General features: G+C 66.8%; 20 protein-coding genes. 7 read left to right on the top strand and 13 right to left on the bottom strand.

Annotated elements, in window-relative coordinates; genetic code table 11:
* Positions 1-27 precede the first annotated feature (27 nt).
* The 5 genes from AC10V3_RS10925 to AC10V3_RS10905 all read right to left on the bottom strand — a co-directional run bounded on the left by AC10V3_RS10925 (position 28) and on the right by AC10V3_RS10905 (position 5,370).
* Positions 28-960 (bottom strand): amidohydrolase family protein, encoded by a 933-nt coding sequence (locus AC10V3_RS10925; protein ID WP_454751989.1) that lies wholly within the window; start codon positions 958-960, stop codon positions 28-30.
* Between the two features lie 12 nt (positions 961-972).
* Entirely contained in the window at positions 973-1,953 is a 981-nt protein-coding gene (locus tag AC10V3_RS10920; protein ID WP_022535272.1) for a DctP family TRAP transporter solute-binding subunit, read from the bottom strand.
* Between the two features lie 75 nt (positions 1,954-2,028).
* The gene (locus AC10V3_RS10915) at positions 2,029-3,219 is read right to left on the bottom strand and encodes a fumarylacetoacetate hydrolase family protein (RefSeq protein ID WP_490922208.1); all 1,191 of its coding nucleotides are present in this window, start codon (positions 3,217-3,219) and stop codon (positions 2,029-2,031) included.
* A 1-nt stretch (position 3,220) separates the two neighbouring features.
* Positions 3,221-4,186, bottom strand: a complete 966-nt coding sequence (locus AC10V3_RS10910) for a Bug family tripartite tricarboxylate transporter substrate binding protein (RefSeq protein ID WP_022535270.1) — start codon at positions 4,184-4,186, stop codon at positions 3,221-3,223.
* Positions 4,187-4,230: 44 nt separating this feature from the next.
* Positions 4,231-5,370, bottom strand: a complete 1,140-nt coding sequence (locus tag AC10V3_RS10905; RefSeq protein WP_490922207.1) for an iron-containing alcohol dehydrogenase — start codon at positions 5,368-5,370, stop codon at positions 4,231-4,233.
* Positions 5,371-5,664: 294 nt separating this feature from the next.
* Here AC10V3_RS10905 and AC10V3_RS10900 point away from each other — a divergent pair, with 294 nt between their 5' ends.
* From AC10V3_RS10900 to AC10V3_RS10880, 5 genes are all read left to right on the top strand, one after another.
* Positions 5,665-6,444 (top strand): enoyl-CoA hydratase-related protein, encoded by a 780-nt coding sequence (locus AC10V3_RS10900; protein WP_022535268.1) that lies wholly within the window; start codon positions 5,665-5,667, stop codon positions 6,442-6,444.
* Positions 6,445-6,520: 76 nt separating this feature from the next.
* Positions 6,521-7,753, top strand: coding sequence for a CaiB/BaiF CoA transferase family protein (locus tag AC10V3_RS10895; RefSeq protein ID WP_041681061.1), 1,233 nt, complete (start codon positions 6,521-6,523; stop codon positions 7,751-7,753).
* A 45-nt stretch (positions 7,754-7,798) separates the two neighbouring features.
* On the top strand, positions 7,799-8,779 hold the full coding sequence (locus AC10V3_RS10890; protein ID WP_022535266.1) for a Bug family tripartite tricarboxylate transporter substrate binding protein: 981 nt from the start codon (positions 7,799-7,801) through the stop codon (positions 8,777-8,779).
* A 4-nt stretch (positions 8,780-8,783) separates the two neighbouring features.
* On the top strand, positions 8,784-9,701 hold the full coding sequence (locus AC10V3_RS10885) for an amidohydrolase family protein (protein ID WP_490922206.1): 918 nt from the start codon (positions 8,784-8,786) through the stop codon (positions 9,699-9,701).
* Positions 9,702-9,786: 85 nt separating this feature from the next.
* On the top strand, positions 9,787-10,197 hold the full coding sequence (locus tag AC10V3_RS10880; RefSeq protein ID WP_022535264.1) for a thioesterase family protein: 411 nt from the start codon (positions 9,787-9,789) through the stop codon (positions 10,195-10,197).
* Between the two features lie 66 nt (positions 10,198-10,263).
* Here AC10V3_RS10880 and AC10V3_RS10875 read toward each other — a convergent pair whose 3' ends face one another.
* Complete coding sequence (locus AC10V3_RS10875) at positions 10,264-11,190, bottom strand: transcriptional regulator GcvA (protein ID WP_022535263.1); 927 nt, start codon at positions 11,188-11,190, stop codon at positions 10,264-10,266.
* Positions 11,191-11,529: 339 nt separating this feature from the next.
* On the opposite strand from AC10V3_RS10875, the gene AC10V3_RS10870 reads away from it, so the two are divergent.
* Positions 11,530-12,000: a PaaI family thioesterase gene (locus tag AC10V3_RS10870; RefSeq protein ID WP_490922205.1), complete on the top strand. Its 471-nt coding sequence runs from the start codon at positions 11,530-11,532 to the stop codon at positions 11,998-12,000.
* Positions 12,001-12,139: 139 nt separating this feature from the next.
* Here the strand turns inward: AC10V3_RS10870 and AC10V3_RS10865 are convergent, their stop codons facing one another.
* Positions 12,140-12,685 carry a carboxymuconolactone decarboxylase family protein gene (locus AC10V3_RS10865; RefSeq protein WP_022535261.1) on the bottom strand — a complete coding sequence of 182 codons (546 nt, stop codon included), beginning with the start codon at positions 12,683-12,685 and terminating at the stop codon, positions 12,140-12,142.
* Positions 12,686-12,828: 143 nt separating this feature from the next.
* Between AC10V3_RS10865 and AC10V3_RS10860 the strand changes: the two genes are divergently transcribed.
* On the top strand, positions 12,829-13,794 hold the full coding sequence (locus tag AC10V3_RS10860; RefSeq protein ID WP_490922204.1) for an AraC family transcriptional regulator: 966 nt from the start codon (positions 12,829-12,831) through the stop codon (positions 13,792-13,794).
* Positions 13,795-13,822: 28 nt separating this feature from the next.
* On the opposite strand, the gene AC10V3_RS10855 is transcribed toward AC10V3_RS10860, so the two are convergent.
* The 6 genes from AC10V3_RS10855 to prpB form a co-directional block, all read right to left on the bottom strand.
* Positions 13,823-14,947, bottom strand: coding sequence for an asparaginase (locus tag AC10V3_RS10855; protein ID WP_022535259.1), 1,125 nt, complete (start codon positions 14,945-14,947; stop codon positions 13,823-13,825).
* A 226-nt stretch (positions 14,948-15,173) separates the two neighbouring features.
* Positions 15,174-16,631, bottom strand: a complete 1,458-nt coding sequence (locus AC10V3_RS10850; RefSeq protein ID WP_454751986.1) for a bifunctional 2-methylcitrate dehydratase/aconitate hydratase — start codon at positions 16,629-16,631, stop codon at positions 15,174-15,176.
* A gap of 25 nt (positions 16,632-16,656) precedes the next feature.
* Positions 16,657-17,847 carry a 2-methylaconitate cis-trans isomerase PrpF gene (gene prpF / locus AC10V3_RS10845; RefSeq protein WP_454751985.1) on the bottom strand — a complete coding sequence of 397 codons (1,191 nt, stop codon included), beginning with the start codon at positions 17,845-17,847 and terminating at the stop codon, positions 16,657-16,659.
* 133 nt (positions 17,848-17,980) lie between these two features.
* The gene (gene acnD, locus AC10V3_RS10840; protein WP_022535256.1) at positions 17,981-20,608 is read right to left on the bottom strand and encodes a Fe/S-dependent 2-methylisocitrate dehydratase AcnD; all 2,628 of its coding nucleotides are present in this window, start codon (positions 20,606-20,608) and stop codon (positions 17,981-17,983) included.
* Positions 20,609-20,729: 121 nt separating this feature from the next.
* Complete coding sequence (gene prpC / locus AC10V3_RS10835) at positions 20,730-21,887, bottom strand: bifunctional 2-methylcitrate synthase/citrate synthase (protein ID WP_022535255.1); 1,158 nt, start codon at positions 21,885-21,887, stop codon at positions 20,730-20,732.
* A gap of 90 nt (positions 21,888-21,977) precedes the next feature.
* Positions 21,978-22,886 carry a methylisocitrate lyase gene (gene prpB / locus AC10V3_RS10830; RefSeq protein ID WP_022535254.1) on the bottom strand — a complete coding sequence of 303 codons (909 nt, stop codon included), beginning with the start codon at positions 22,884-22,886 and terminating at the stop codon, positions 21,978-21,980.
* Positions 22,887-23,120: the final 234 nt, after the last annotated feature.

Raw genomic sequence — 23,120 nt, 5'->3', positions numbered from 1 at the left:
TTGGGAACTCCTGGTTGGACGGGGGCGTCAGCGCAGGCTGGCTGCGGGCGCCTCGATCCGGTAAAAGCGCATGGCGTTGTCGTGCCACACCGCTTGCGCGGCGGCGTCGGGCAGGCCTTCCAGCCCGGCGGCCACGGTATTGACGATTTCGTGCAGCGACGCGCGCAGGCCGGAGACCGGCAGGTTGCTGGCGAACATGCAGCGCTGCCAGCCGAAGATCTCCAGCGCCTGGCGGATCACGCCGACATTGCCGGCGCGGTCCCACCCGGTGCCGGGCAGGCCGAACTCGGACAGCTTCAGGTGCACGCTGGGCAGGCTGACCAGCGCCGCAAGTCCGCGACGCCAGGCGGCCAGGCCCGCTTCCGAGCGGTCCCATGGCAGGCCGGTGTGCTCGACCACCACGGCGAGCCCCGGCACGGCCGCGATCGCCTCCGCGGCTTCCTCAAGGTGCCACCACGGCACGCGCAGGTCCCACGCCAGGCCATGCTCGGCCAGCCGCTGCAGACCGGCCAGCCAGCGCGGGTCCTGCAGCGTGCCGGGCTGCCCGCGCACGCTGCCATCGGGGGTGCGGCTGGTGCGCGGCTTGCACCTTACGCCCCGCACCAGAGGAAAGGCCTGGTGCGCGCGCAGCTGCGCCGCCAGCGTGTCGCTGTTGAAATCGGCATGCGCCACCACCGCATTGGGAAAGCCGTGGCGAGCGTGGACCTGATGCAGCCACGCGGTCTCGGCCACCGACTCGTCGGCGTGCCGTTCGGCTTCGACATGCACGCTGGCGGCCAGGTGCAGCCCATCCCACTGCCGCAGGTAGTCTCGCGGATCGAAGTCCTGCCGCAGCGTGGCGTAGTCGCCGAGAAAGAAGGCGGCAGGGTCGTACCCTTCCTGCAGCCAGGGATGGCGCGCCGGGCCGAGCCGCCACAGGTGGTGGTGGGCATCGATGATGGCGGTGGGCATGGCGGGCATGGCGTGGTTCTCCTACCGCTGGGCGTCCATGGCGCGCAGCACGGCGTCGCCGTTCTTCTGCACGAACAGCTGGCGCGTTTCCTCGCGCACCACCTTGCGGATGCCGGCGTTGTCGGGATGCTCGTTGACCTGCACGCCCTTGGCGCGCAACGTAGCGATCGCGGCGGCTTCGTTGTCGGCATTGAGCTTGCGCTGGTAGGTGGCAGCGGCCGCGGCTTCTTCCAGCAGCACCTTCTGGTACTCAGGCTTGAGTGAATCGAATTTCGCCTTGTTCATCAGCACCACCAGCGCGGTATAGGCGTGGCGCGTCATCGAGACGTACTTCTGCACCTCGTACATCTTGGATGACACCATCAGCGTGGGCGGGTTCTCCTGGCCGTCGACCGCGCCGGATTCCAGTGCGCCGAAAACCTCGGCGAACGGCATCGGCTGCGGGCTCGCGCCCAGCAGCTGGAAGGCCTTGATATGCGACGGGTTGGGCGTGGTGCGGATCTTCAGGCCGCGGATGTCCTCGGCCTTGTTGATCGGCCGCTTGTTGTTGCCGAGGCTGCGGAAGCCGATCTCCCAGAAGGCCAGGCCCTTGATGCGGTGCGCGCCCAGCTCATCCAGCAGCGAGCGGCCGACCGGGCCGTCCAGTACCTTGTAGGCCGACGGACCATCCTCGAACTGGTAGGGCAGGTCCAGCACGTTCAGGCGCGGCGCCAGCCCGGTGACAAAGGGATTGCCGGTAGCACCGATGTCGATGGTGCCGCTGCGCACGCCTGTGACCAGCGTGGTGTCGTTGCCGAGCTGGCTGTTGGCGAAAACCTGGATCTCGACCCCGCCCTGGGTGCGCTCCTTGACCTTCTTGCTGAAGGCGAGCGCGGCCTGGTGCTGCGAATCGGATTCCGGAACGGTATGGGCAAAGCGCAGCTTGACGGGTGCCTGCGCGGCGGCCACGCCGGCGACGGACAATAGCGCTGCCAGCACGATATGCGGGATAACGTGTTTCATGGTGTCTCCTGGGTTGTCATGCGGCCCGGTCGGGTGTGCCGGGCTCTGTGCTGCCCCGTGCGGGGCAAGTAAGGATCAGGGAGGGGGATGCAGCAGGCCACGCCGGGCCAGGTTGGCCATCAATGCGCCGATGCCGAAGGTCCACGGCGGCAGTTCGTTGCTGTTGCCGACCCAGTTGACCAGCCCGCCGAGGTGTGCCGCGGAAATGCTGACGCGGTCGCCCGGATGGTGGGTGAAGCCGGCGCCCGGCGCGTCGCGATCCTGCACCGGCGCGAACAGCGTGCCGCAGAACAGCATCATGCCGTCGGGGTACTGGTGGTGCGCGCCCATCGCGTGCGCCACCAGCTCCTGCGGCGAGCGGCTGATCTGGGTCATGGCGCTGGCGCCGTGCAGCACGAAGCCATCCTCGCCTTCGATGGTCAGGGCGATCTCGGTGCGGGCGATCTCGTCGATGCCGAAATGTGCATCGCACAGCCGGATCCACGGGCCGATGCCGCACGACGCGTTGTTGTCCTTGGCCTTGCCCAGCAGCAGCGCGCTGCGGCCCTCGAAGTCGCGCAGGTTGACATCGTTGCCGAGCGCCGCGCCGACGATCTCACCGCGCGGGGATACCGCCAGCACGACCTCCGGCTCGGGGTTGTTCCAGGTTGATTGCGGGTGCAGGCCGACGTCGACGCCGGTCCCCACCGACGACAGCGGCGCCGCCTTGGTAAAGATCTCGGCGTCCGGGCCGATGCCGACTTCCAGGTATTGCGACCACAGCCCCTGCGCGACCAGCACTTCCTTGATGCGCATGGCTTCGGGCGAACCCGGGCGCACCGACGCAAAGCCCGGGCCGACGGTGGCGCTGACGCTCTCGCGCACGGCCGCGGCGCTGGCCGCATCGCCGCGTGCCCGCTCCTCGATCACGCGCTCGACCAGGCTGGCGGCGAAGGTCACGCCGGCGGCCTTGACCACCTGCAGGTCGTTCGGCGCCAGCAGGTGGCGGTGCGCAGGGTCCGGGCCATGCGCACAAGTCGCGTCGAGCCAGTCCTGCAGCGGCCCCAGCGAAGGCCCGGTGGCATTGCGCACGCGTTCGGCGCAGTCTGGCAGCGTGAGCAGTCCGGCGATGGTGGGCGCGGTGGTGCTGATGTCGAACAGCTCCGCGCCGCGCACGACAACCGTGGCGGGGCCGCCGTTCGGGCCAGGCAGCCAGGCACGCCCGACCAGCAGGGTGCGCTCCGCGTCGCGGGGCAGGGTTTCCTCAATCGTGATGCGTCGATTCATGTCACACCTTGACGTTGGCGTCCTTGACCACGCGCGCCCACTTGACGCGCTCCGTGGCGATGAACTGCGCAAAGCGCGCCGCCGTGCCGCCGCCGTCCTCGGCGCCGAAGCCGGCCAGCTTGCTGGCGACATCCGGCATCGCCAGCACCTTGTTCATGTCCGCATTCATGCGCTCGACCATTGGCGCCGGCAGGCCGGCGGGGCCGACCAACCCGTACCACGTGCCGGCATCGAAACCGGGGAAGCCGGACTCGGCCAGCGTCGGCACCTTGGGATAGCTGGCCGCGCGGCGCGGGCGCGTCTGCGCGATCGCCACCACCTTGCCGCCCTGGATCTGCGGCGTGGCCGAGGTCATGGTCTCGAAGCTGAAATCGATCTGGCCGCCGATCAAGTCCGTCAGCATCGGCGCCGAGCCGCGATAGGGCACGTGCAGCGCATCCACGCCGGCACGCAGCTTGAACATCTCCAGCGCCAGATGCTGTGCCGCGCCCGCGCCGGACGAGCCGAAGGTGATCTTGCCGGGCTGGCTGCGGCACAGCGCGACCACGTCGGCAACCGAACGCGCCCGCCCGCCGGTGTTGCAGATCAACAGGTTGGGCGTGACCCCGACCAGCATGATCGGCGTGAAGTCCTTCTCGACCGAATAGCCGAGCTTGGGATACAGGCTGGGCGCGATGGCGTGGTTGCTGATATTGGTCATCAGCAGCGCGGTGCCGTCGGGCGCCTGCCGCGCGGTGTATTCCGCCGCGACCACGCCGGCGGCGCCGGGGCGGTTCTCGACGATCACCGACACCTGCCACAGCGTCGACAGATGCTGCGCGATCACGCGGGCCATCACATCGGTGCCGCCACCTGGCGGAAAGCCCACGATGATCCGAATCGGTCCGGCCGGCAGCGGCGAGGCTGCCCGCGCCAGCGGGGCAGCCAGTGCGGCCGCGCTGGCGCACAGGAAGGTGCGACGTTGCATGCTTGGTCTCCTTTGTTTTGTTGTTGTCGTGAGGCGGGCTTGGCTTACAGCGAATCCTGCAGCATCGCCAGGTAGTCTTCGGCGCTGGCCTCGCGCGGGTTGGTCTTGTGGCAGTGGTCCGCCAGCGCATAGTCAATCGCGCGCGGGAACAGCGCCGGATCCACGCCCATCTCGCGCAGCCCCGACGGCAGGCCCAGGCGGCGGCTCATGTCGCTGATCGCCGGTCCGATGGCGTCGGCATCGGGCAGCCCCATCGCCTGCGCGATGCGGGCCAGCTTGTCGTCTGCCTGCATCGACGGCGCGTGCGCGTTGAAGCGGATCACCTCCGGCAGCAGCACCGCGTTCAGCGTGCCGTGGTGCAGCGTCGGCATCAGTCCGCCGAGCGCGTGGCTCAGGCTGTGCACGCAGCCCAGGCCCTTCTGGAACGCCAGCGCGCCCTGCATCGATGCGCTCATCATTGCCAGCCGTGCGTCACGGTCCTGCGGATCGCGGCGGGCGCGCTCGATATGCAGCCAGGCGCGGCGCAGGCCATCCAGCGCGATGCCGTCGGCGGGCGGGTTGAAGGCCGGCGCCATGAAGGTTTCCAGGCAATGCGCGATGGCATCCATGCCGGTGGCCGCGGTCAGCATCGGCGGCAGGCCGATGGTCAGCTCGGGATCGCAGATCGCCACGCGCGGCACCAGGTAAGGCGAGAGCACGCCGACCTTGCGGCCGTCGTCGAGGATCAGCACCGCGCCGCGGCCGACCTCGCTGCCGGTGCCAGCGGTGGTAGGGATGGCGATCACCGGCGCGGTGGCGGCCGTGATGCGCGCCACGCCGCCTTCGATCGCGGCGAACTGGCGCAGCGGGCCCTCGTGCGTGGCGCACACCGCCACGCCCTTGGCCAGGTCGATGGGCGAGCCGCCGCCCACCGCAATGATGCCGTCGCAGCGGTACTCGCCATAAAGACGCACGGCGTCGCGCATGGCGGCTTCGGTCGGGTTGGACGGCGTGCCGTCGTAGATCACGGCTTCGCAGCCAGGGCGCAGCTGCTCCAGCACGCGCTGGACGATGCCCGCCGCCTTGACGCCGGCGTCGGTGACCACCAGCGGGCGCGTGATGCCGATGCGTTCGCATTCCTGCGCCAGCAGCCCGATGGCGCCGAAGTCGATCTGGATCTGGGTGATGTAATTGATGAGGGCCATCTTGTCTCCATGCATGTGGGGTGCGCTGCCTGCCCGACTGCCCGAGGTGCTGACTGGCGGTCCTGCCGGCTGCATTGGTGACGAAGTCTAGGAACAAGCCCCGTCAGTCACAACGTGGATTTACTTGAAGGCAGCCCAAGAAAATCTCACAGCACCGTGCGCCTAGTTTTTCTTGAAGCGCCGCTGAGATTTTCTCGTTTTGACGCGCGCGGCGCCGGCCCTAGACTTGCGCTGACCAGCCGGATTCCGGACCCAGCCCGGAGTTGCCGGGCCTCCACCAAACCAACGACAACCATGAGACAACCGATCCTGATCGAGCGCGACGCCCAGGTCGCCACCATCACGCTGAACAACCCGGACAAGCTCAACGCCATGGACCTGTCCATGTGGCAGGGGCTGACCGGGGCCATCCAGAGCCTGTCCGCCGACGACACGCTGCGCTGCGTGGTGCTGCGCGGCGCCGGCGACAAGGCCTTTGCCGCGGGCGCCGATATCGCCGAGTTCGACACCATGCGCGCCAACGCCGCGCAGGCGCAGCAGTACGGCGAGATCACCAATGCCACCATGCGCGCCATCGCCGAATGCCGGCACCCGACCGTTGCGCTGATCCAGGGGGCGTGCGTTGGCGGCGGCCTGGAAATCGCATCGATGTGCGACCTGCGCATCTGCGGCAAGTCGAGCCGCTTTGGCGTGCCGGTCAACCGGCTCGGGCTGGTGATGTCGTATGGCGAGCTGGGCGGGCTGGTGGCGCTGGCGGGGCCGGCGACGGCGCTGGAGATCGTGCTGGAGGGACGGGTGTTCGATGCCGCGGAGGCACTGGAAAAGCGCCTCGTCAACCGCGTGGTGGCGGATGAGGCGGTGCCCGACGAAGCCTACGCGGCGGCACGCCGCATTGCAGCGGGGGCGCCGCTGGTAGCGCGCTGGCACAAGCAGTTCGTGCGCCGGCTGCTGGACCCCACGCCGCTGCGTCCGGAAGAGCATGCCGAGTCCTATGCGTGCTTCGACACCGAGGACTTCCGCATCGGCCACCGCGCCTTTATCGACAAGACCAGGCCGCAGTTCGTGGGCCGCTGAAAGCACCCGACTCCCGTTTTTTCTAATACCGCGGCGGCGCCACCCTGTGCGGCCGCCCGAACTTCAGGTGGTATCCATGAATTTGCCGTTATCGAAAATCAAGGTCCTGGACGTCAGCCAGATCATGGCGGGTCCGTTCTGCTGCATGCTGCTGGGCGACATGGGCGCCGACGTCATCAAGGTCGAGACCCCCGGTGCCGGCGACCAGACCCGCAAGTCGATGGGCTTCCGGCTCAAGGGCGATGACAGTGGCGGCTTCCTGGCGCTGAACCGCAATAAGCGCAGCGTCGAGATCGACCTGAAGAACCCCGCCGGGCTGGAAGCGTTCTATGAACTGGTGCGCGGCGCCGACGTGCTGGTGGAGAACAACCGGCCTGGCGTGGCCGCGCGCCTGAAGATCGACTACGCGGTGCTGCGCGAGATCAATCCCCGCCTGGTCTATGCCAGCATCTCCGGCTTCGGCCAGACCGGGCCGTGGTCGCGGCGCCCGGGGCTGGACCTGATCGCCCAGGCCATGTCGGGCGTGATGAGCGTGATGGGCCATCCGGACGCGCCGCCGGTCAAGGCCAGCGTGCCGATCGCCGACCTGGGCGCGGGGCTGTTCACCGCCTATGGCGTCCTCAGCGCGCTGATGGGGCGCGAGCACACCGGCCAGGGGCAGTATGTGGATGCCTCGCTGTTCGAGACGGCGCTCGGCCTGTCGGTGTGGGAGTCGGCGGAGTACTGGGGCACGGGCGAAGTGCCGGTGCCGATCGGCAGCGCCAACCGGATGAGCGCGCCGTACCAGGCGGTGCAAGCGGCGGACCGGCACTTTGTCATCGGCGCGGCCAATCCCAAGCTGTGGGCCGCGCTGTGCGATGTGATCGAGCGGCCGGACCTGCTCGCCGATCCGCGCTTTACCGACAATGCGGCGCGCATCCGCAACCGCGCCGCGCTGATCCCTGAAATTGAGGCAGAATTCGCGCGCAAGCCGGCGGCGGAATGGGTCGACGCGTTGCTCGCGGCCGGCGTGCCGGCGGCACCGATCTTCACCTACGACGAAGCGCTGTCCAGCGAACAAGCGGTCGCGCGCGACATGGTGCTGGAGATCGACCACCCGGTGGAAGGACGGGTCAAGGCGCTGGGGTTCCCCGTCAAGCTGAGCGGCACGCCGCAGCAGGTGCGCTATCCGGCGCCGTTGCTGGGGCAGCATACCGACGAGGTGCTGGGCGAGTTCGGCTTCGATCCGGCCACCGTCGTGCGGCTGCGTGCGCAGGGTGCGTTCGGCGCCCCGGTGCGCTCGCAAGAACTGGAACGCGGCGCCGCCTGAGCGCACCGCGGGATCATCTATACCGATAAGAGACAGGAGACAACCATGCAGATGTCACGTTCGCTATTGCGGCGCTGGGCGATGCCGGCGGCCGTGGTGCTAGGGCTGCTGGGCGGTACGGCCACAGCGAGTGCGGAAACCTACCCCAGCCGGCGCATCGAACTGATCGTGCCGTGGCAGGCCGGCGGCGGCGCCGACGTGGTGGCGCGCGCGCTGTCCGCGGCGGCGGCCAAGCACCTGCCGCAGCCGATCGTGGTGATCAACAAGCCGGGCGCCACTGGTGCAGTGGGGTTGGGCGAAGTGGTCCACGCCAAGCCAGACGGCTACAAGCTGGTGCTGTCGTCCAGCGAGTTGACCTTCCTCAATTACCTTGGGCTGGCCAAGTTCACCTACCAGGACCTGATCCCCATCGCACGCCTGAACGCCGATCCCGCTGCTGTAGCGGTGCGCGCCGACGCGCCGTGGACCACGATCGAGCAGTTCGTTGCTGATGCGCGCAAGCCGGATGCCAACATCCGCGTGGGGAATGCAGGGCAGGGTTCGGCGTGGCATATGGCTGCCGCCGCGCTGGCGGACAAGACCGGCGCGAAGTTCAACCATATCCCCTATGCCGGCGGCGCTCCCGCCACGCTTGCGCTGTTGGGCGGACATATCGATGCAGTCACGGTCAGCACGGCAGAGGTCTTCACGCACGTGGCCGCGGGCAAGCTCAAGGTGCTGGCCGTGATGGCCGACAAGCGCGTCAGCGGCTTCGAGAACGTGCCGACGCTGAAGGAGCGCAATATCGACCTGTCGATGGGGATCTGGCGCGGCATCTCGGCGCCCAAGGGCACGCCGCCCGAGGTGATCGCGGTACTGAAGACCGCCATTGCAAAGTCCGTGCAGGAGCCGGTGATGCGCCAGACGCTGGAGAAGCTGCATTTCAGCACCGATACCTATGCCGACGATGTGACACTGCAGGCCGCCATGGTGAAGGAGTCGGCGCAGTTCAAGCAGCTCGCTACCCGCATCTCCGTCAAGGAGTAGGCCCATGCGCGACGAACAAGCGGCGCCCGTCGAGCCCTTTATCGATGCGCACCAGCATTTCTGGGACCTCGGCCGCAATCCGTATCCGTGGCTGCAGGACGAAACGGTGCCGAACTTCCGCTATGGCGACTACTCGGCGCTGCGCCGGAATTACCTGCCGGAGGATCTCGCCCGCGACACGGCCGGTTGCGCGCCCGTCAAGACGGTGCACGTCGAGGCAGAGTGGGCGCGCGCCAATCCTGTCGATGAGACTGCATGGCTGACGCAGCTCGCCGCGCGGACGGGGAGGCCAACGGTGATCGTCGGCCACGCCCAGCTTGACCGCGGCGATGTCGGGGAAGTGTTGGCCGGCCATGCCGCCTACGCCAGGATGCGCGGCATCCGCAACAAGCCAGTGACCGCGGCGCGGCGCGAGGACGCGCGGCGCGGGCTGCCGGGCTCGATGGACGACGAGCGCTGGCGGCGCGGCTACGCCTTACTGGCGGGCCATGGCATGTCCTTCGACCTGCAGGCGCCGTGGTGGAACCTGGGCCAGGCGGCGGCGCTGGCGCGGGATTTTCCGGACACGCAGCTGATCTTGAACCATACTGGGCTGCCGGCTGATCGCAGCGAGGCGGGGCTGGCCGGCTGGCGCGCCGCGATGGCCGAGCTGGCCGAACAACCCAATGTCGCCTTGAAGATCTCGGGCCTGGGTTTGCCGGGCAAGCCGTGGACGCAGGCCGACAACGTACCCGTGATCCGCGACGCCATCGCCATCTTTGGCGCCGAGCGCTGCATGTTCGCCAGCAACTATCCGGTGGACAGCCTGGTGGCCAGCTACGACACCATCGTGGCCGGCTTCCGCGCCGCCATCGCTAACTGTTCGCCGGAACAGCAGCGCGCGCTGTGGCACGACAACGCCCAGCGCATCTATCGCCTGTAGTCACACAACACATGGATATGCCACCGGCCCGCGCACATCGCGCCGGGTTGGATGGCTTCGTCCGCAACCATCAAAGGAATCCCTGATGAAGAACGGATTGCAACCCGGCGCGACCTGCTCGCGCACGCTGACGGTCGACCGCCAGCGCACCATCGATTTTCTCGGCGAAAGCCTGCGCATCTACGCCACGCCGGAACTGGTGCGCGATATCGAGCAGACCTGCCTGGACTTCCTGCAAGGCTATCTCGAAGATGGCGAAAGCTCGGTCGGCGCGGAGGTCTCGGTGCAGCACAGCGGGGCCACGCCGCTTGGCGGGGAAGTGCGCATCAGCGCGGAGGTGACTGCCATCGACGGGCGCAGTGTCACGTTCAGCGTGACTGCCGAAGATGCGGCGGAGACGGTATGCAGCGGCACGCATCGCCGCTTCGTGGTCGATATCGAGCGGCTGCGCGCACGCGTGCAGAAGAAGACGGCATCGATGCAGGGCGCCGCATAACGTTGCGCGGCATGCCTGCCGAGTGGGGCAGGGAGGTGTGACACGCGGGCTGCGCCCGCGCTGTCTTCAGGCGGGGGTCGGCTGCTGCTGGTCCGCCGCCACTTCCGCGCGGATCCAGTCGGTGAAGCTGCGGATGCGGCGGTCTTCCAGCCGCTCCTTCGGGAACACCACGAAGTAAGAGAACTCCACCGGCAGCCGGATCGATTCGAACAGGCGCACTAGCCGGCCTTCGGCCAGGTCCTGCTCGATCCAGTTCTTCTTGACCAGCGCCACCCCCAGGCCGCTGAGCGCGGCGTTGATGACCAGATGGCTCGGCCAGAACGACGGGCCGCGGCTGGCATCGACATCGGTGACGCCGGCGTGCTCCAGCCACATCGCCCAGTCCGGGTTGCTGACGTCCGTGTAAGTGCTGTCGTCGTGCAGCAGCGTATGGTGCTTCAGGTCCGACGGCGTTTCGAGCGGCTGTGGGCCCTGCAGCAGCGCCGGGCTGCAGACCGGGATCACTTCCACCGCCAGGCACAGCTCGCTATGCAGCCCGGGATAGTCGCCGCGGCCGTAGCGGATCGCCATATCGAAATCATCGCGCTCGAAATCGATGCGGTGGTTCGACGTCGACACCTTCAGGTCGATATCCGGGTGCGCCTTCATGAAGCGGTCCATGCGCGGGATCAGCCATTTGACCGCGAACGTGGGCGGCATATTGACCTTCAGCGCCGGGCGATCCTTGCTGTGCAGACGGTGCGTGGCATCGGCGAGCTGCTTGAACGCCAGCTGGACGCTGGGCAGGTAGGCCGTGCCGGCCGGCGTCAGCACCAGCGCCTTGGCCTCGCGGATGAATAGCTGTACGCCCAGGCTTTCTTCCAGCGCCTTGATCTGGTGGCTGACTGCCGATGGCGTGACGAACAATTCCTCGGCAGCCCGCGTAAAGCTCAGATGCCGGGCCGCCACTTCGAAGGCCCTCAGCGGGTTAAGTGGAGGAATCTGTCTCGACATATTGGGGGGTTACCGCAGAGTGGCAACGTTTCACTCGCATTCCTGTGGACGCCTTGCCGGCATGCTTGGTGTGGTCTCATCGGCAGGCCGGAGCACGATAGCATCCGTGCCATGGCGTGTGAATAGGGGGCTGTCCCCGTGTAGGGGAATCCATGTTCCCGGTCTCGCCGCTTGGTGTCATCGGGGATATTGGTGCGCTGCGTCCACCCTCGACGATGTGGCGCTCGCCGCGCTTAGGCCGATGCGATCGCCGCTCGACTACGTGCGACGTAATTGAGCCGATCTTCGTCGCTCGATATGCTGCGGTCATTGCCTGCCCATTCCAACCAGGAGACATCCATGCCGCAAACCATCGCCAGCCTTTCCCGCCAGCAAGAGCGCGACGCGAGCGTCGATCCGCGCATGCGCACCATGGTCGACACCGTGCTGATGAGCTCGCCAGTCGCCCGCGCGCTGGGCGTACGGCTGGCCAGCCTGGCGCCGGAGCATGTCGAGCTGGAGATGCCGTTCCTGCCGACCAACGTGACCTACGGCAGCATCGTTCACGGCGGGGTGATCGCCACGCTGATCGACATCGCCGGGGCGGCTGCGGCGGCATCGGGCGCCAATGGCGATGAAATGAAGGGCATGGCCACCAGTTCGCTGTCGATCCAGTACCTGGCGCCGGCGCAAGGAGCGGCGTTGCGCGCCGTGGCGACCGTGGTGCGGCGAGGCCGACGCCAGGTGGTGACCGATGTATCGGTGTACGCAGAAGCGCCCGATGAGGGCGTCCTGGTCGCCAAGGCGTTGATGAGCAGCGCGATGTTCTGATTGTGGTGGCGGGCGCGGCGGCGCGCCCGTTTCCTAATATGAAAACGCAATTAACCGCCGTAACTTTAGGCCAGGCTGATGACGGACGCTCGCGGGCCCCGGCCTGCAGGCTGCCGGGCGTGAGGCTTGATCCAAACCGTCAGGCAGCTGTGCGCAGCTTGATTCTCGGGAAATCGACTGGCACGGCGAAGGCCACGTTCACGTAGTTGGTGAACAGGTTCAGCGCCACGTGCGCCAGAATCTCGACGATCTGCTCGTCGTTGAAGCCGGCCTCGCGCAGTTGCGCCACATCGGCATCGCTGACCTGGCCGCGGTCGTTGACCAGCTTGAGCGCGAACGACAGTGCCGCGGCCGTCTGCGGATCCTGCGCTCGGCCGGCCTGCGCCTCCGACATTTCCTGGGCGGTCGCGCCGGCCTTCTGGCCGAGCGCGGTGTGGGCCGCCAGGCAGTATTCGCAATGGTTGCGGTCGGCCACGGCCACGGCGATCTTTTCGCCCAGGGCCGCGCCCAGTACGCCGCCGCCGAGCGCGCCGAAGGCGCCCCACATGCTGCGCAGCGCGGCGGGGGAATTGGCCACGGCACGGAACATATTGGGGGTGGCGCCAAACGCGCCGTGGATCTCGCTCAGCAGGGCCTTGCTGTCGCCCGAGGCATTGGCGGGATTGACGAGAGGAACGCGGGACATGGTGGACTCCTTGGTCTTGGTGGAAGGGAAAAGGCGTTGCGATCGCCTTGGAATTCAGTATGGTCGTCCATGGCGTACTATGAGATACGTTTCATCCTGAAAACATATCGATTCGTCCAGCTAGTTAAAGTGACCCAATCGCCATGCCTCAGCCGGTAGACCGCCTTTCCGCCTTGCTGGAGCGCTTCCGCGCCCGCGCCCACCTGTTCCACCAGGGCCCGCTGTGCGGCCTGACGCAGTTCGCGGCACAGCCGGGCCGCGGTTTCCTGCACGTCCTTCGGCGCGGCGAGCTGGAACTGCGGCACACGCCTGGTTCCGGACTCCCCGCGACACTGCGATTCGGTGAGCCGACGCTGCTGTTCTATCCGCGCCCGATCCACCACATGTTCCACAACCCGCCAGAGGAAGGATCGGATTTCATTTGCGCTGCGCTCGATTTCGACGGTGGCGCGCGCAACCCCGTGGTGCGCGCGCTGCCGCCCCTGATCGCCTTGCCGCTGGCACGCGTGGCGGGCCTGGAGCAGGCGCTGTCGCTACTGTTCGCAGAAGCCGGCCAGGTGCGCTGCGGCCACCGCCTGCTGGCCGACCGGCTGTTCGAAGTCGTGCTGATCCAGCTGCTGCGCTGGCTGATCGACTATCACGAAGAAGCCGGCATCCAGGCCGGCCTGATCGCCGGGCTGTCGGACCCGCGCCTGGCGCGCGCGCTGGTGGCGCTGCATGAGGATCCGGGCGCGGCGTGGGACCTGCCCCGCATGGCCGAGCGCGCGGGCATGTCGCGCAGCGCGTTTGCCGCCGCGTTCCGGCGCATCGTGGGCCAGCCGCCGGCCGATTACCTGACCGACTGGCGGCTGTCACTGGCGCAGGCCCAATTGCGGCTCGGGCGGCCGGTCAAGTCGGTGGCGCTGGAGCTGGGCTATGCCAATGCGTCGGCGCTGTCGCGGGCGTTCAGCGCACGGCTGGGCGAATCGCCGCGGCAATGGCTGGAGCGGGAGGAGGAGGGGACAGAAGCAGGGCAGGCCAGGGAACTGCCGCTGGCCGATACAGCCGCCGGTTTGCTTCCCTCTCCCGCAAGCGGGAGAGGGGCCGGGGGAGAGGGCAGGAGCGTTTAGCGGCGAGACCGCCCGCTCCACGACATCATCAGTACTTCCAGAAGACCTGCTGTAGCGCCTTGCTGTCGTTGGTCTTGGTCAGCGCCAGCGCCATCAGGATACGGGCCTTCTGCGGCAGCTGGTCGTCGGTGACGATCCAGTCGTACTTGTCGTCCGGCTGCTCGGCGTTGCGGATCACCACGCCGCTGCCGGCACGCGACGCGCGCACGATCTGCACGCCCTTGGCACGTGCGGCCTTGAGCGGCTCGACCATGTACTCGCCGACGCTGCCGTTGCCGGTGGCGGCGTAGATGATGGCCTTGGCGCCGCTCTTCACGGCGGCGTCGATGCTGGCCGGGTTGACGTTGCCGTAGGCATAGACCACGGCCACTTCCGGCAGCTTGTCGATCTTGTCGATGTCCCACTCGGTCTGCACGGTGTGCGGACGCGCAGGCAGGCGGTAGTACTGCGAGCGGCCTTCCACCACATAGCCCAGCGGGCCGAACGGCGAGCGGAAAGTCTCGGTCTTGAAGGTGTTGCTCTTGGTGACGTCGCGGCCGGTGTGGATTTCGTCATTCAGCACCACCAGCGTGCCCTTGCCCTTGGAGGTCGGGTTGGAAGCGACCAGCACGGCGTCATACAGGTTGAGCGCACCGTCGGCGCCCAGCGCGGTGCCCGGGCGCATCGAGCCCACCACTACTACCGGCTTGTCGCTCTTAAGCGTCAGGTTCAGGAAGTACGCGGTTTCCTCGATGGTGTCGGTGCCGTGCGTGATGACGATGGCGTCCACGTCGGGCTGCTTGAGCAGTTCCGACACGCGCTTGCCCAGCTTGAGCAGGCGTTCGTTGTTGAAGCTCTCCGAGCCGATCTGGAAGATCTGCTCGCCCTTGACGTTGGCGACCTTCGAGATCTCCGGCACCGAGGCGATGATCTTGTCGACCGGCACCACGGCCGACTGGTAGGCCGCGGTGTTGGTGGCTGCGGCACCGGCGCCGGCGATGGTGCCGCCGGTGCCGATGATGACGATATTGGCCTTGCGGGCTTCAGCCGGTGCCGTAGCGGGGGCTGGGGCGGGCTGTGCGGCGGGGGCGAGCTGCGCGTGGGCGGTGCCGGTGAACAGGCTGGCCGACAGCAGGGCAGCGGCCAGCGTGGTGGCGCGGGCGAAATGTCTCATGATTCTCCTCGGTATATATACGAACGTGTAGGCACGTATAGGAGCGACACGACATACCTTTTGGGTGGAACGGTGTCGTCCGTGTACAGTCGATGGCAACTCGCGACGGGCCTGTGTTCCAGGCCTCGGACGGGCAGCGGCTGAGACTATACGTTAGGAGAATTTGGCGCGGGAGGCTCGGCGGAATGGTTATGCCAATTCGGCATGAAGGTGCCTGAGTGATAACTCAAATTGCATACATATCGAGGTACTCATTGACCGTCACCCCTTCCAGCCTGGCCTGGTCGAGCGATACGGCCAGGATGGCCTCTTGCTGCTTCGGCGGAAAACGCCGCGCCAGGTTGCTGCGGAATTTCCCCACCAGCAGCGGGATACCTTCCGCGCGACGGCGCTTGTGGCCGAGCGGGTATTCGACCAGCACCTCGTCAAGCACGGTGCCGTCGTTCAGCGTCACGGTCAGCGCATTGGCGATCGAGCGCTTGTCGGGATCGTGGTAGTCGCGCGTCAGCGCCGGGTCCTCGACGCACGTGATCTTGTCGCGCAACACGTCGATGCGCGGGTCGGCGGCGACGTTGTCCTCGTAATCGGCGGCAGTCAGCCGGCCGAACAGCAGTGGCACCGCCACCATGTACTGGATGCAGTGGTCGCGGTCGGCGGGATTATTGAGGGGCCCTTTCTTGTCGATGATGCGCAGGCACGCCTCATGGGTGCGGATGGTGATCGCGGCGATATCGGCGGCACTGCGCCCCGCCAGCGCCAGCGAGCCATGCAGGCGCATGGCGGCTTCCACCGCGGTCTGCGCATGGAACTCGGCCGGGAACGAGATCTTGAACAGGATGTTCTCCATCACGTACGAGCCGTAAGGCCGCTGGAACTTGAACGGCTGCCCCTTGAACAGCACGTCATAGAAGCCCCAGGTCTTCGCCGTCAGCACCGACGGATAGCCCATCTCGCCGGTGCGCGCGATCAGCGCCAGACGCACCGCGCGGCTGGTGGCGTCGCCGGCGGCCCAGCTCTTGCGGCTGCCGGTGTTGGGCGCATGGCGATAGGTTCGCAAGCTTTGCCCGTCCACCCATGCCAGCGATAAGGCGTTGATGATCTCGTCGCGCGTCAGCCCCAGCATCTGCGCGACCACGGCAGTCGAGGCCACCTTGACCAGCACCACATGGTCGAGCCCGACCTTGTTGAACGAGTTCTCCAGCGCGATGCAGCCCTGGATCTCATGCGCCTTGATCATGGCCGTCAGCACCGCCTTCATCGTCAGCGGCTTGCGGCCGGCGGCGATGTTGTTGCGCGAGATCCAGTCGGCGGTGGCGAGGATGCCGCCGAGATTGTCCGATGGATGGCCCCATTCGGCCGCCAGCCAGGTGTCGTTGAAATCCAGCCAGCGGATTATCGTGCCGATGTTGAACGCGGCCTGGACCGGATCGAGCTGGAACTGGGTGCCGGGCACGCGCGCACCGTTGGGCACGATCGTGCCGGGGACGATGGGGCCGAGCAGCTTGGTGCAGGCCGGATAGGACAGGGCTTCGAGCCCGCAACCGAGCGTGTCGATCAAACAGTTGCGGGCGGTATCGTAGGCGAGGCCGCTCTTGATCTCGTAGCGCGTGACATAGTCGACGATGTCGACCAGTACCTGGTCCGGATCGGGGCGTTTGGCGGACGGCGTGTCAGTAGCAGACATGAGCAGCCTCGCGAGGTGGCTTAGATCAGAACGCGTCGCCGGGCACACGCACCCAGCCTTCCATCAGTACGCGCGCGCTGCGGCTCATGATGGCCTTCTTCACCACCCATTCGCCATCCACCTGCTGCGCCTCGGCGCCCACGCGCAGCGTACCGGACGGATGCCCGAAACGCACCGCGCTGCGCTCGCCACCGCCGGCGGCCAGGTTGACCAGCGTGCCGGGGATCGCCGCAGCGGTGCCGATCGCCACCGCTGCCGTGCCCATCATGGCGTGGTGCAGCTTGCCCATCGACAGCGCGCGCACCAGCAGGTCGACATCAGCCGCAGCGACCTTCTTGCCGCTGGAAGCGACGTAGTCCACCGGCTTGGCCACAAAGGCGACCTTGGGCGTGTGCTGGCGCTTGGCGGCCTCGTCCACGTCCTTGATCAGGCCCATGCGCAGCGCACCGTAGGCACGGATCGTCTCGAACATCGCCAGCGCCTTGGTGTCGCTGTTGATGGCGTCCTGCAGCTCGGTGCCGGTGTAGCCGATGCTCTCCGCGTTGACGAAAATGGTCGGGATGCCGGCGTTGATCATCGTTGCCTTGAGTGTGCCCACGCCCGGCACTTCCAGGTCGTCGACCACGTTGCCGGTCGGGAGCATCGCGCCGCCGGCACCTTCTTCCTCGGCGGCCGGGTCCATGAATTCGAGCTGCACTTCGGCGGCCGGGAAGGTCACGCCGTCCAGCTCGAAATCACCAGTTTCCTGGACTTCGCCATTGGTGATGGGCACATGGCCGACGATGGTCTTGCCGATATTGGCCTGCCAGATGCGTACGATCGCGACGCCGTTCTGCGGCACGCGGCCGGGATCGACCAGGCCCGCGCTGATGGCGAACGGGCCGACCGCGGCAGACAGGTTGCCGCAGTTGCCGCTCCAGTCGACAAAGGACTGGTCGATCGAAACCTGGCCGAACAGGTAGTCGACATCGTGGTCGGGGCGCGTGCTCTTCGACACGATCACGGTCTTGCTGGTGCTGGAGGTGGCACCGCCCATGCCGTCGATCTGCTTGCCGTAGGGGTCGGGGCTGCCGATCACGCGCATCAGCAGCGCGTCGCGGGCCGGGCCGGGGACCTGCGCGGTCTCGGGCAGGTCCTGCAGACGGAAGAACACGCCTTTGCTGGTGCCGCCACGGATGTAGGTGGCGGGGATTTTGATCTGGGGTACGTGGGCCATGGGAATCTTTGTCCGGGTTAGGCCAGGGGGCCTTGTCACAGCTTAGGAATCAATCCTGGGAGAAGCAAAGCGCGGCGCTTGTTTTCTCCCCTCTCCCGCAAGCGGGAGAGGGGAGAAAACCATCGGCTTCTGCTTACGCGGCAGCCTTCGTCGACTCCAGGAAGTCTTGCGCAAACCTCTGCAGCACGCCACCGGCCTCGTAAATCGACACTTCCTCATCGCTGTCCAGGCGGCACGTCACCGGCACTTCCACACGCTCGCCGTTCTTGCGATGGACCACCAGCGTCAGCGTCGCACGCGGCTGGCGTTCGCCGATCACGTCATAGGTCTCCGTGCCATCCAGCCCCAGCGTCAGCCGGTTCACGCCCGCCTTGAACTCCAGCGGCAGAACACCCATGCCGATCAGGTTGGTGCGGTGGATGCGCTCGAAGCCCTCGGCGACGATGACTTCCACGCCGGCCAGGCGCACGCCCTTGGCGGCCCAGTCGCGCGACGAGCCCTGGCCATAGTCCGCGCCGGCGATGATGATCAGCGGCTGCTTGCGGTCCATGTAGGTCTCGATCGCTTCCCACATGCGCACGACCTTGCCTTCCGGCTCGATGCGCGCCAGCGAACCCTTCTTGACCTGGCCGTCGATCACGGCCATTTCATTGATCAGCGTCGGGTTGGCGAAGGTGGCGCGCTGCGCGGTCAGGTGGTCGCCGCGGTGAGTCGCGTACGAGTTGAAGTCCTCTTCCGGCAGGCCCATCTTGGCCAGGTATTCGCCGGCAGCGCTGTCGAGCAGGATCGCGTTGGACGGCGACAGGTGGTCGGTGGTGATGTTGTCGCCCAGCACCGCCAGCGGACGCAGGCCCTGGAGCGTGCGCTCGCCGGCCAGCGCGCCTTCCCAGTAGGGCGGGCGGCGGATGTAGGTGCTCTGCGGGCGCCAGTCGTACAGCGGCGCGGCGCTCTCGCCGGTTTCCGCGGTCAGCGCGAACATCGGTTCGTAGACCTTGCGGAACTGCTCGGGCTTCACGCTTTGCTTGACGATCGCGTCGATCTCTTCGTCAGTCGGCCAGATGTCCTTCAGGTACACCGGCTTGCCGTCCTGGTCCGTGCCCAGCACGTCCTTCTCGATGTCGAAGCGGATGGTGCCGGCGATGGCGTAGGCGACCACCAGCGGCGGCGAGGCCAGGAAGGCCTGCTTGGCGTACGGGTGGATGCGGCCGTCGAAGTTGCGGTTGCCGGACAGCACAGCCGTGGCGTACAGGTCGCGGTCGATGATCTCTTGCTGGATCTTGGGATCCAGCGCGCCGGACATGCCGTTGCACGTGGTGCAGGCAAAGGCCACGATGCCGAAGCCGAGCTTTTCCAGGTCCGGCAGCAGCCTGGCTTCTTCCAGGTACAGCTCGACGGCCTTGGAGCCGGGCGCCAGCGACGACTTGACCCACGGCTTGCGCGCCAGGCCACGCGCATTGGCGTTGCGCGCCAGTAGGGCGGCGGCGATCACGTTGCGCGGGTTGCTGGTGTTGGTGCAGCTGGTGATGGCGGCGATGATCACCGCGCCGTCCGGCATCAGACCTTCGGCTTCCTGCGCGCGGGCCTTGTCCAGGTCCACGGCGATGCCGCGCTCGGCCAGGGCGGAGGTCGGCAGGCGCTTGTGCGGGTTGGACGGGCCGGCCATGTTGCGCACCACGCTCGACAGGTCGAACTTCAGCACGCGCTCGTACTCGGCGTTCTTCAGCGAATCCGCCCACAGCCCTGCAGTCTTGGCATACGTCTCGACCAGCTTGAGCTGCTCGTCGGTTCGGCCGGTCAGGCGCAGGTATTCGATGGTCTGCTCGTCGATAAAGAACATCGCCGCGGTGGCGCCGTATTCGGGGGCCATGTTGGAGATGGTGGCGCGGTCGCCGAGCGTCAGGCTCGAGGCGCCTTCGCCGCGGAACTCCAGGTAGGCGCCGACCACTTTTTCCTTGCGCAGGAATTCGGTCAGGGCCAGCACGATGTCGGTGGCGGTGATGCCGGGCTGGCGCTTGCCGGTCAGCTCCACGCCGACGATATCCGGCAGGCGCATCCACGAGGCGCGGCCGAGCATCACGTTTTCGGCTTCCAGGCCGCCCACGCCGATGGCGATGACGCCCAGCGCATCCACGTGCGGGGTGTGGCTGTCGGTGCCGACGCAGGTATCGGGGTAGGCCACGCCGCGGCCGTTACCATTCACTTCGGCGTGGATCACCGGCGACATCTTCTCCAGGTTGATCTGGTGCATGATGCCATTGCCCGGCGGGATCACATCGACGTTCTTGAACGCCTTCTTGGTCCAGTCGATGAAATGGAAACGGTCTTCGTTGCGCCGGTCTTCGATGGCTCGGTTCTTGGCGAAGGCATCGGGATCGAAGCCGCCGCATTCCACCGCCAGCGAGTGGTCGACGATCAGCTGCACCGGCACCACGGGATTGACCTTGGCGGGGTCGCCGCCCTGGTCGGCAATGGCGTCGCGCAGGCCGGCCAGGTCGACCAGCGCGGTCTGGCCCAGGATGTCGTGGCAGACCACGCGCGCGGGGAACCACGGGAAGTCCAGCTCGCGCTTGCGCTCGATCAGTTGCTTCAGCGAATCGGTCAGCGTGGCCGGGTCGCAGCGGCGCACCAGGTTTTCTGCCAGCACGCGCGACGTGTACGGCAGCTTGTCGTAGGCACCCGGCTGGATGGCCTCGACCGCGGCGCGCGCGTCGAAGTAATCCAGCTTGGTGCCCGGTAGCGGTTTGCGGTTTGCAGAATTCATGGTGTAGGGAATCAATATTGGTATGAAAAAGGGGTAGTGGCCCGGTGTCAGCGACCAACTACCCCCTTGCCCGCAGGCTCGGATCAATGCAACCCGACGCGGAGCAAACCGGCAGCCGGTCTTACTTGCGATCCTTGATCGGCACGAACTTCAGGTCCTCCGGACCGGTGTAGTTGGCGCTCGGACGAATGATCTTGTTGTCGATGCGCTGCTCGATGATGTGCGCGGCCCAGCCCGAGGTACGCGCAATCACGAACAGCGGCGTGAACATCGCCGTCGGCACGCCCATCATGTGGTAGCTCACCGCGCTGAACCAGTCCAGGTTCGGGAACATCTTCTTGATGTCCCCCATCACCGTTTCCAGGCGCTCGGCAATATCGAACATCTTCATCGAGCCGGCATCCTTCGACAGCTTCCGGGCCACTTCCTTGATCACCTGGTTGCGCGGGTCGCTGATGGTGTACACCGGGTGGCCGAAGCCGATCACGACTTCCTTGTTCTCGACGCGGCGGGTGATGTCGGCCTGCGCTTCATCCGGGTTGTCGTAGCGCTTCTGGATCTCGAAAGCCACTTCGTTGGCGCCGCCATGCTTGGGCCCGCGCAGCGCGCCGATCGCACCGCAGATGGCCGAGTACATGTCCGAGCCCGTGCCGGCGACCACGCGCGCGGCGAAGGTCGAGGCGTTGAACTCGTGCTCCGCGTACAGGATCATCGACGTGTGCATGGCGCGCTCCCACAGCTCCGACGGCTTCTCGCCGTGCAGCAGGTGCAGGAAGTGTGCGCCGATGGAGTCATCGTCGGTTTCCACCTCGATGCGGCGGCCGTTGTGGCTGTAGTGGTACCAGTACAGCAGCATCGAGCCGAAGCTGGCCATCAGGCGGTCGGCGATATCGCGCGCGCCCGGGGTGTTGTGGTCTTCCTTCTCCGGCAGCACGGTGCCGAGCACCGACACGCCGGTGCGCATCACGTCCATCGGGTGGGCGCTGGCGGGGACCCATTCCAGCGCGGCCTTGACGTTGGCGGGCAGGCCGCGCAGGGACTTGAGCTTGGCCTTGTAGGCGGCCAGTTCAGCCTTGGTCGGCAGCTTGCCGTGCACCAGCAGGTGGGCGATTTCCTCGAACTCGCAGGTGTCGGCGATATCGAGGATGTCGTAGCCGCGGTAGTGCAGGTCGTTGCCGGTACGGCCGACCGTGCACAGCGCGGTATTGCCGGCGGTCACGCCCGACAGGGCGACGGATTTCTTGGGCTTGGGAGCGGCGAGCGGTTGCGCTTCGGACATCTGGGTCTCCTTGTGTGATGCCTGTATGTTGTTGGCCGGTTCCGGCCAAACGGCCGGAGCATGCCCGGCCGTGCCTGTGTCTGTCTTGTCTTACTTGCCCTTGCCTTGCGCGAACAGGGCGTCGAGCTTTTGCTCGAAGTCGTGGTAGCCGATGCTCTCGTAGAGCTCCGAGCGGGTCTGCATGGTATCGACCACGTTCTTCTGCGTGCCGTCGCGGCGGATGGCCGCGTACACATTTTCTGCCGCCTTGTTCATGGCGCGGAAGGCCGACAGCGGGTACAGCACCATCGACACCCCGGCGCCGCCGAGTTCATCTGTGGTGAACAGTGGCGTGGCGCCGAATTCAGTGATATTGGCCAGCACCGGCACCTTCACCGCGTCGACAAACTTGCGGTACATGCCGAGGTCGGTCATGGCTTCCGGGAAGATGGCGTCGGCGCCGGCTTCCACGCACGCCACGGCGCGCTCGATGGCCTTGTCCAGGCCTTCCACGGCGAGCGCGTCGGTGCGGGCCATGATGACAAAGTTCTCGTCGGTGCGGGCGTCGACGGCGGCCTTGATGCGGTCGACCATTTCACCCTGCGTGACGATTTCCTTGTTCGGGCGGTGGCCGCAGCGCTTGGCGCCGACCTGGTCCTCGATATGCATGGCCGCGGCGCCGAACTTGATCAGCGACTTGGTGGTGCGGGCCACGTTGAAAGCCGAGGCGCCGAAGCCGGTATCAACGTCCACCAGCAGCGGCGTGTCGCACACGTCGGTGATGCGGCGGATGTCGGTCAGCACGTCGTCCAGGTTGGAGATGCCCAGGTCGGGCAGCCCCAGCGAGCCGGCGGCGACGCCGCCACCCGACAGGTAGATGGCACGGTAGCCGGCACGCTTGGCCAGCAGGGCGTGGTTGGCGTTGATGGTGCCGACCACCTGCAGCGGATGCTCGTCGGCAAGCGCCTGGCGGAAACGGGCGCCAGCGGAGCGCGCGAGGTCGGAAGCGGAGTAGGTCATTGGCGTATGCGTTGGGTGAACAGGACGAGCCAATATCGCAAGGGGTGTGCCAGCCTTTGCGCCGGCTGCCATGAAATCTCTCCAGCCCTTGCCAGTACTGGGCTGGCGGGCATGGTGCCAAACTTGCCGCATTGTCGCATGCCATGATTTAGCCACATTTGCATTTCACGGCCGCAAATGTGGATTTCAAAGTTGAAATCCGGCCCGGGGTGGCGGACAATGTGCCAGCACTGT

Source organism: Cupriavidus sp. PB-02 (genome assembly GCF_058252315.1).
This window is presented reverse-complemented; position numbering and strand designations above follow the sequence as displayed.

Excerpts from the sequence above, each read along its gene's own strand:
- AC10V3_RS10875 (WP_022535263.1), bottom strand. The coding sequence starts at position 11,190 with ATGTCGAGACAGATTCCTCCACTTAACCCGCTGAGGGCCTTCGAAGTG.
- acnD (WP_022535256.1), bottom strand. The coding sequence starts at position 20,608 with ATGAATTCTGCAAACCGCAAACCGCTACCGGGCACCAAGCTGGATTAC.
- AC10V3_RS10850 (WP_454751986.1), bottom strand. The coding sequence starts at position 16,631 with ATGTCTGCTACTGACACGCCGTCCGCCAAACGCCCCGATCCGGACCAG.
- prpC (WP_022535255.1), bottom strand. The coding sequence starts at position 21,887 with ATGTCCGAAGCGCAACCGCTCGCCGCTCCCAAGCCCAAGAAATCCGTC.
- AC10V3_RS10915 (WP_490922208.1), bottom strand. The coding sequence starts at position 3,219 with ATGAATCGACGCATCACGATTGAGGAAACCCTGCCCCGCGACGCGGAG.
- prpF (WP_454751985.1), bottom strand. The coding sequence starts at position 17,847 with ATGGCCCACGTACCCCAGATCAAAATCCCCGCCACCTACATCCGTGGC.
- AC10V3_RS10925 (WP_454751989.1), bottom strand. The coding sequence starts at position 960 with ATGCCCGCCATGCCCACCGCCATCATCGATGCCCACCACCACCTGTGG.
- AC10V3_RS10900 (WP_022535268.1), top strand. The coding sequence starts at position 5,665 with ATGAGACAACCGATCCTGATCGAGCGCGACGCCCAGGTCGCCACCATC.
- AC10V3_RS10920 (WP_022535272.1), bottom strand. The coding sequence starts at position 1,953 with ATGAAACACGTTATCCCGCATATCGTGCTGGCAGCGCTATTGTCCGTC.
- AC10V3_RS10865 (WP_022535261.1), bottom strand. The coding sequence starts at position 12,685 with ATGTCCCGCGTTCCTCTCGTCAATCCCGCCAATGCCTCGGGCGACAGC.
- AC10V3_RS10905 (WP_490922207.1), bottom strand. The coding sequence starts at position 5,370 with ATGGCCCTCATCAATTACATCACCCAGATCCAGATCGACTTCGGCGCC.
- AC10V3_RS10890 (WP_022535266.1), top strand. The coding sequence starts at position 7,799 with ATGCAGATGTCACGTTCGCTATTGCGGCGCTGGGCGATGCCGGCGGCC.
- AC10V3_RS10870 (WP_490922205.1), top strand. The coding sequence starts at position 11,530 with ATGCCGCAAACCATCGCCAGCCTTTCCCGCCAGCAAGAGCGCGACGCG.
- AC10V3_RS10885 (WP_490922206.1), top strand. The coding sequence starts at position 8,784 with ATGCGCGACGAACAAGCGGCGCCCGTCGAGCCCTTTATCGATGCGCAC.
- AC10V3_RS10895 (WP_041681061.1), top strand. The coding sequence starts at position 6,521 with ATGAATTTGCCGTTATCGAAAATCAAGGTCCTGGACGTCAGCCAGATC.
- prpB (WP_022535254.1), bottom strand. The coding sequence starts at position 22,886 with ATGACCTACTCCGCTTCCGACCTCGCGCGCTCCGCTGGCGCCCGTTTC.
- AC10V3_RS10860 (WP_490922204.1), top strand. The coding sequence starts at position 12,829 with ATGCCTCAGCCGGTAGACCGCCTTTCCGCCTTGCTGGAGCGCTTCCGC.
- AC10V3_RS10855 (WP_022535259.1), bottom strand. The coding sequence starts at position 14,947 with ATGAGACATTTCGCCCGCGCCACCACGCTGGCCGCTGCCCTGCTGTCG.
- AC10V3_RS10910 (WP_022535270.1), bottom strand. The coding sequence starts at position 4,186 with ATGCAACGTCGCACCTTCCTGTGCGCCAGCGCGGCCGCACTGGCTGCC.
- AC10V3_RS10880 (WP_022535264.1), top strand. The coding sequence starts at position 9,787 with ATGAAGAACGGATTGCAACCCGGCGCGACCTGCTCGCGCACGCTGACG.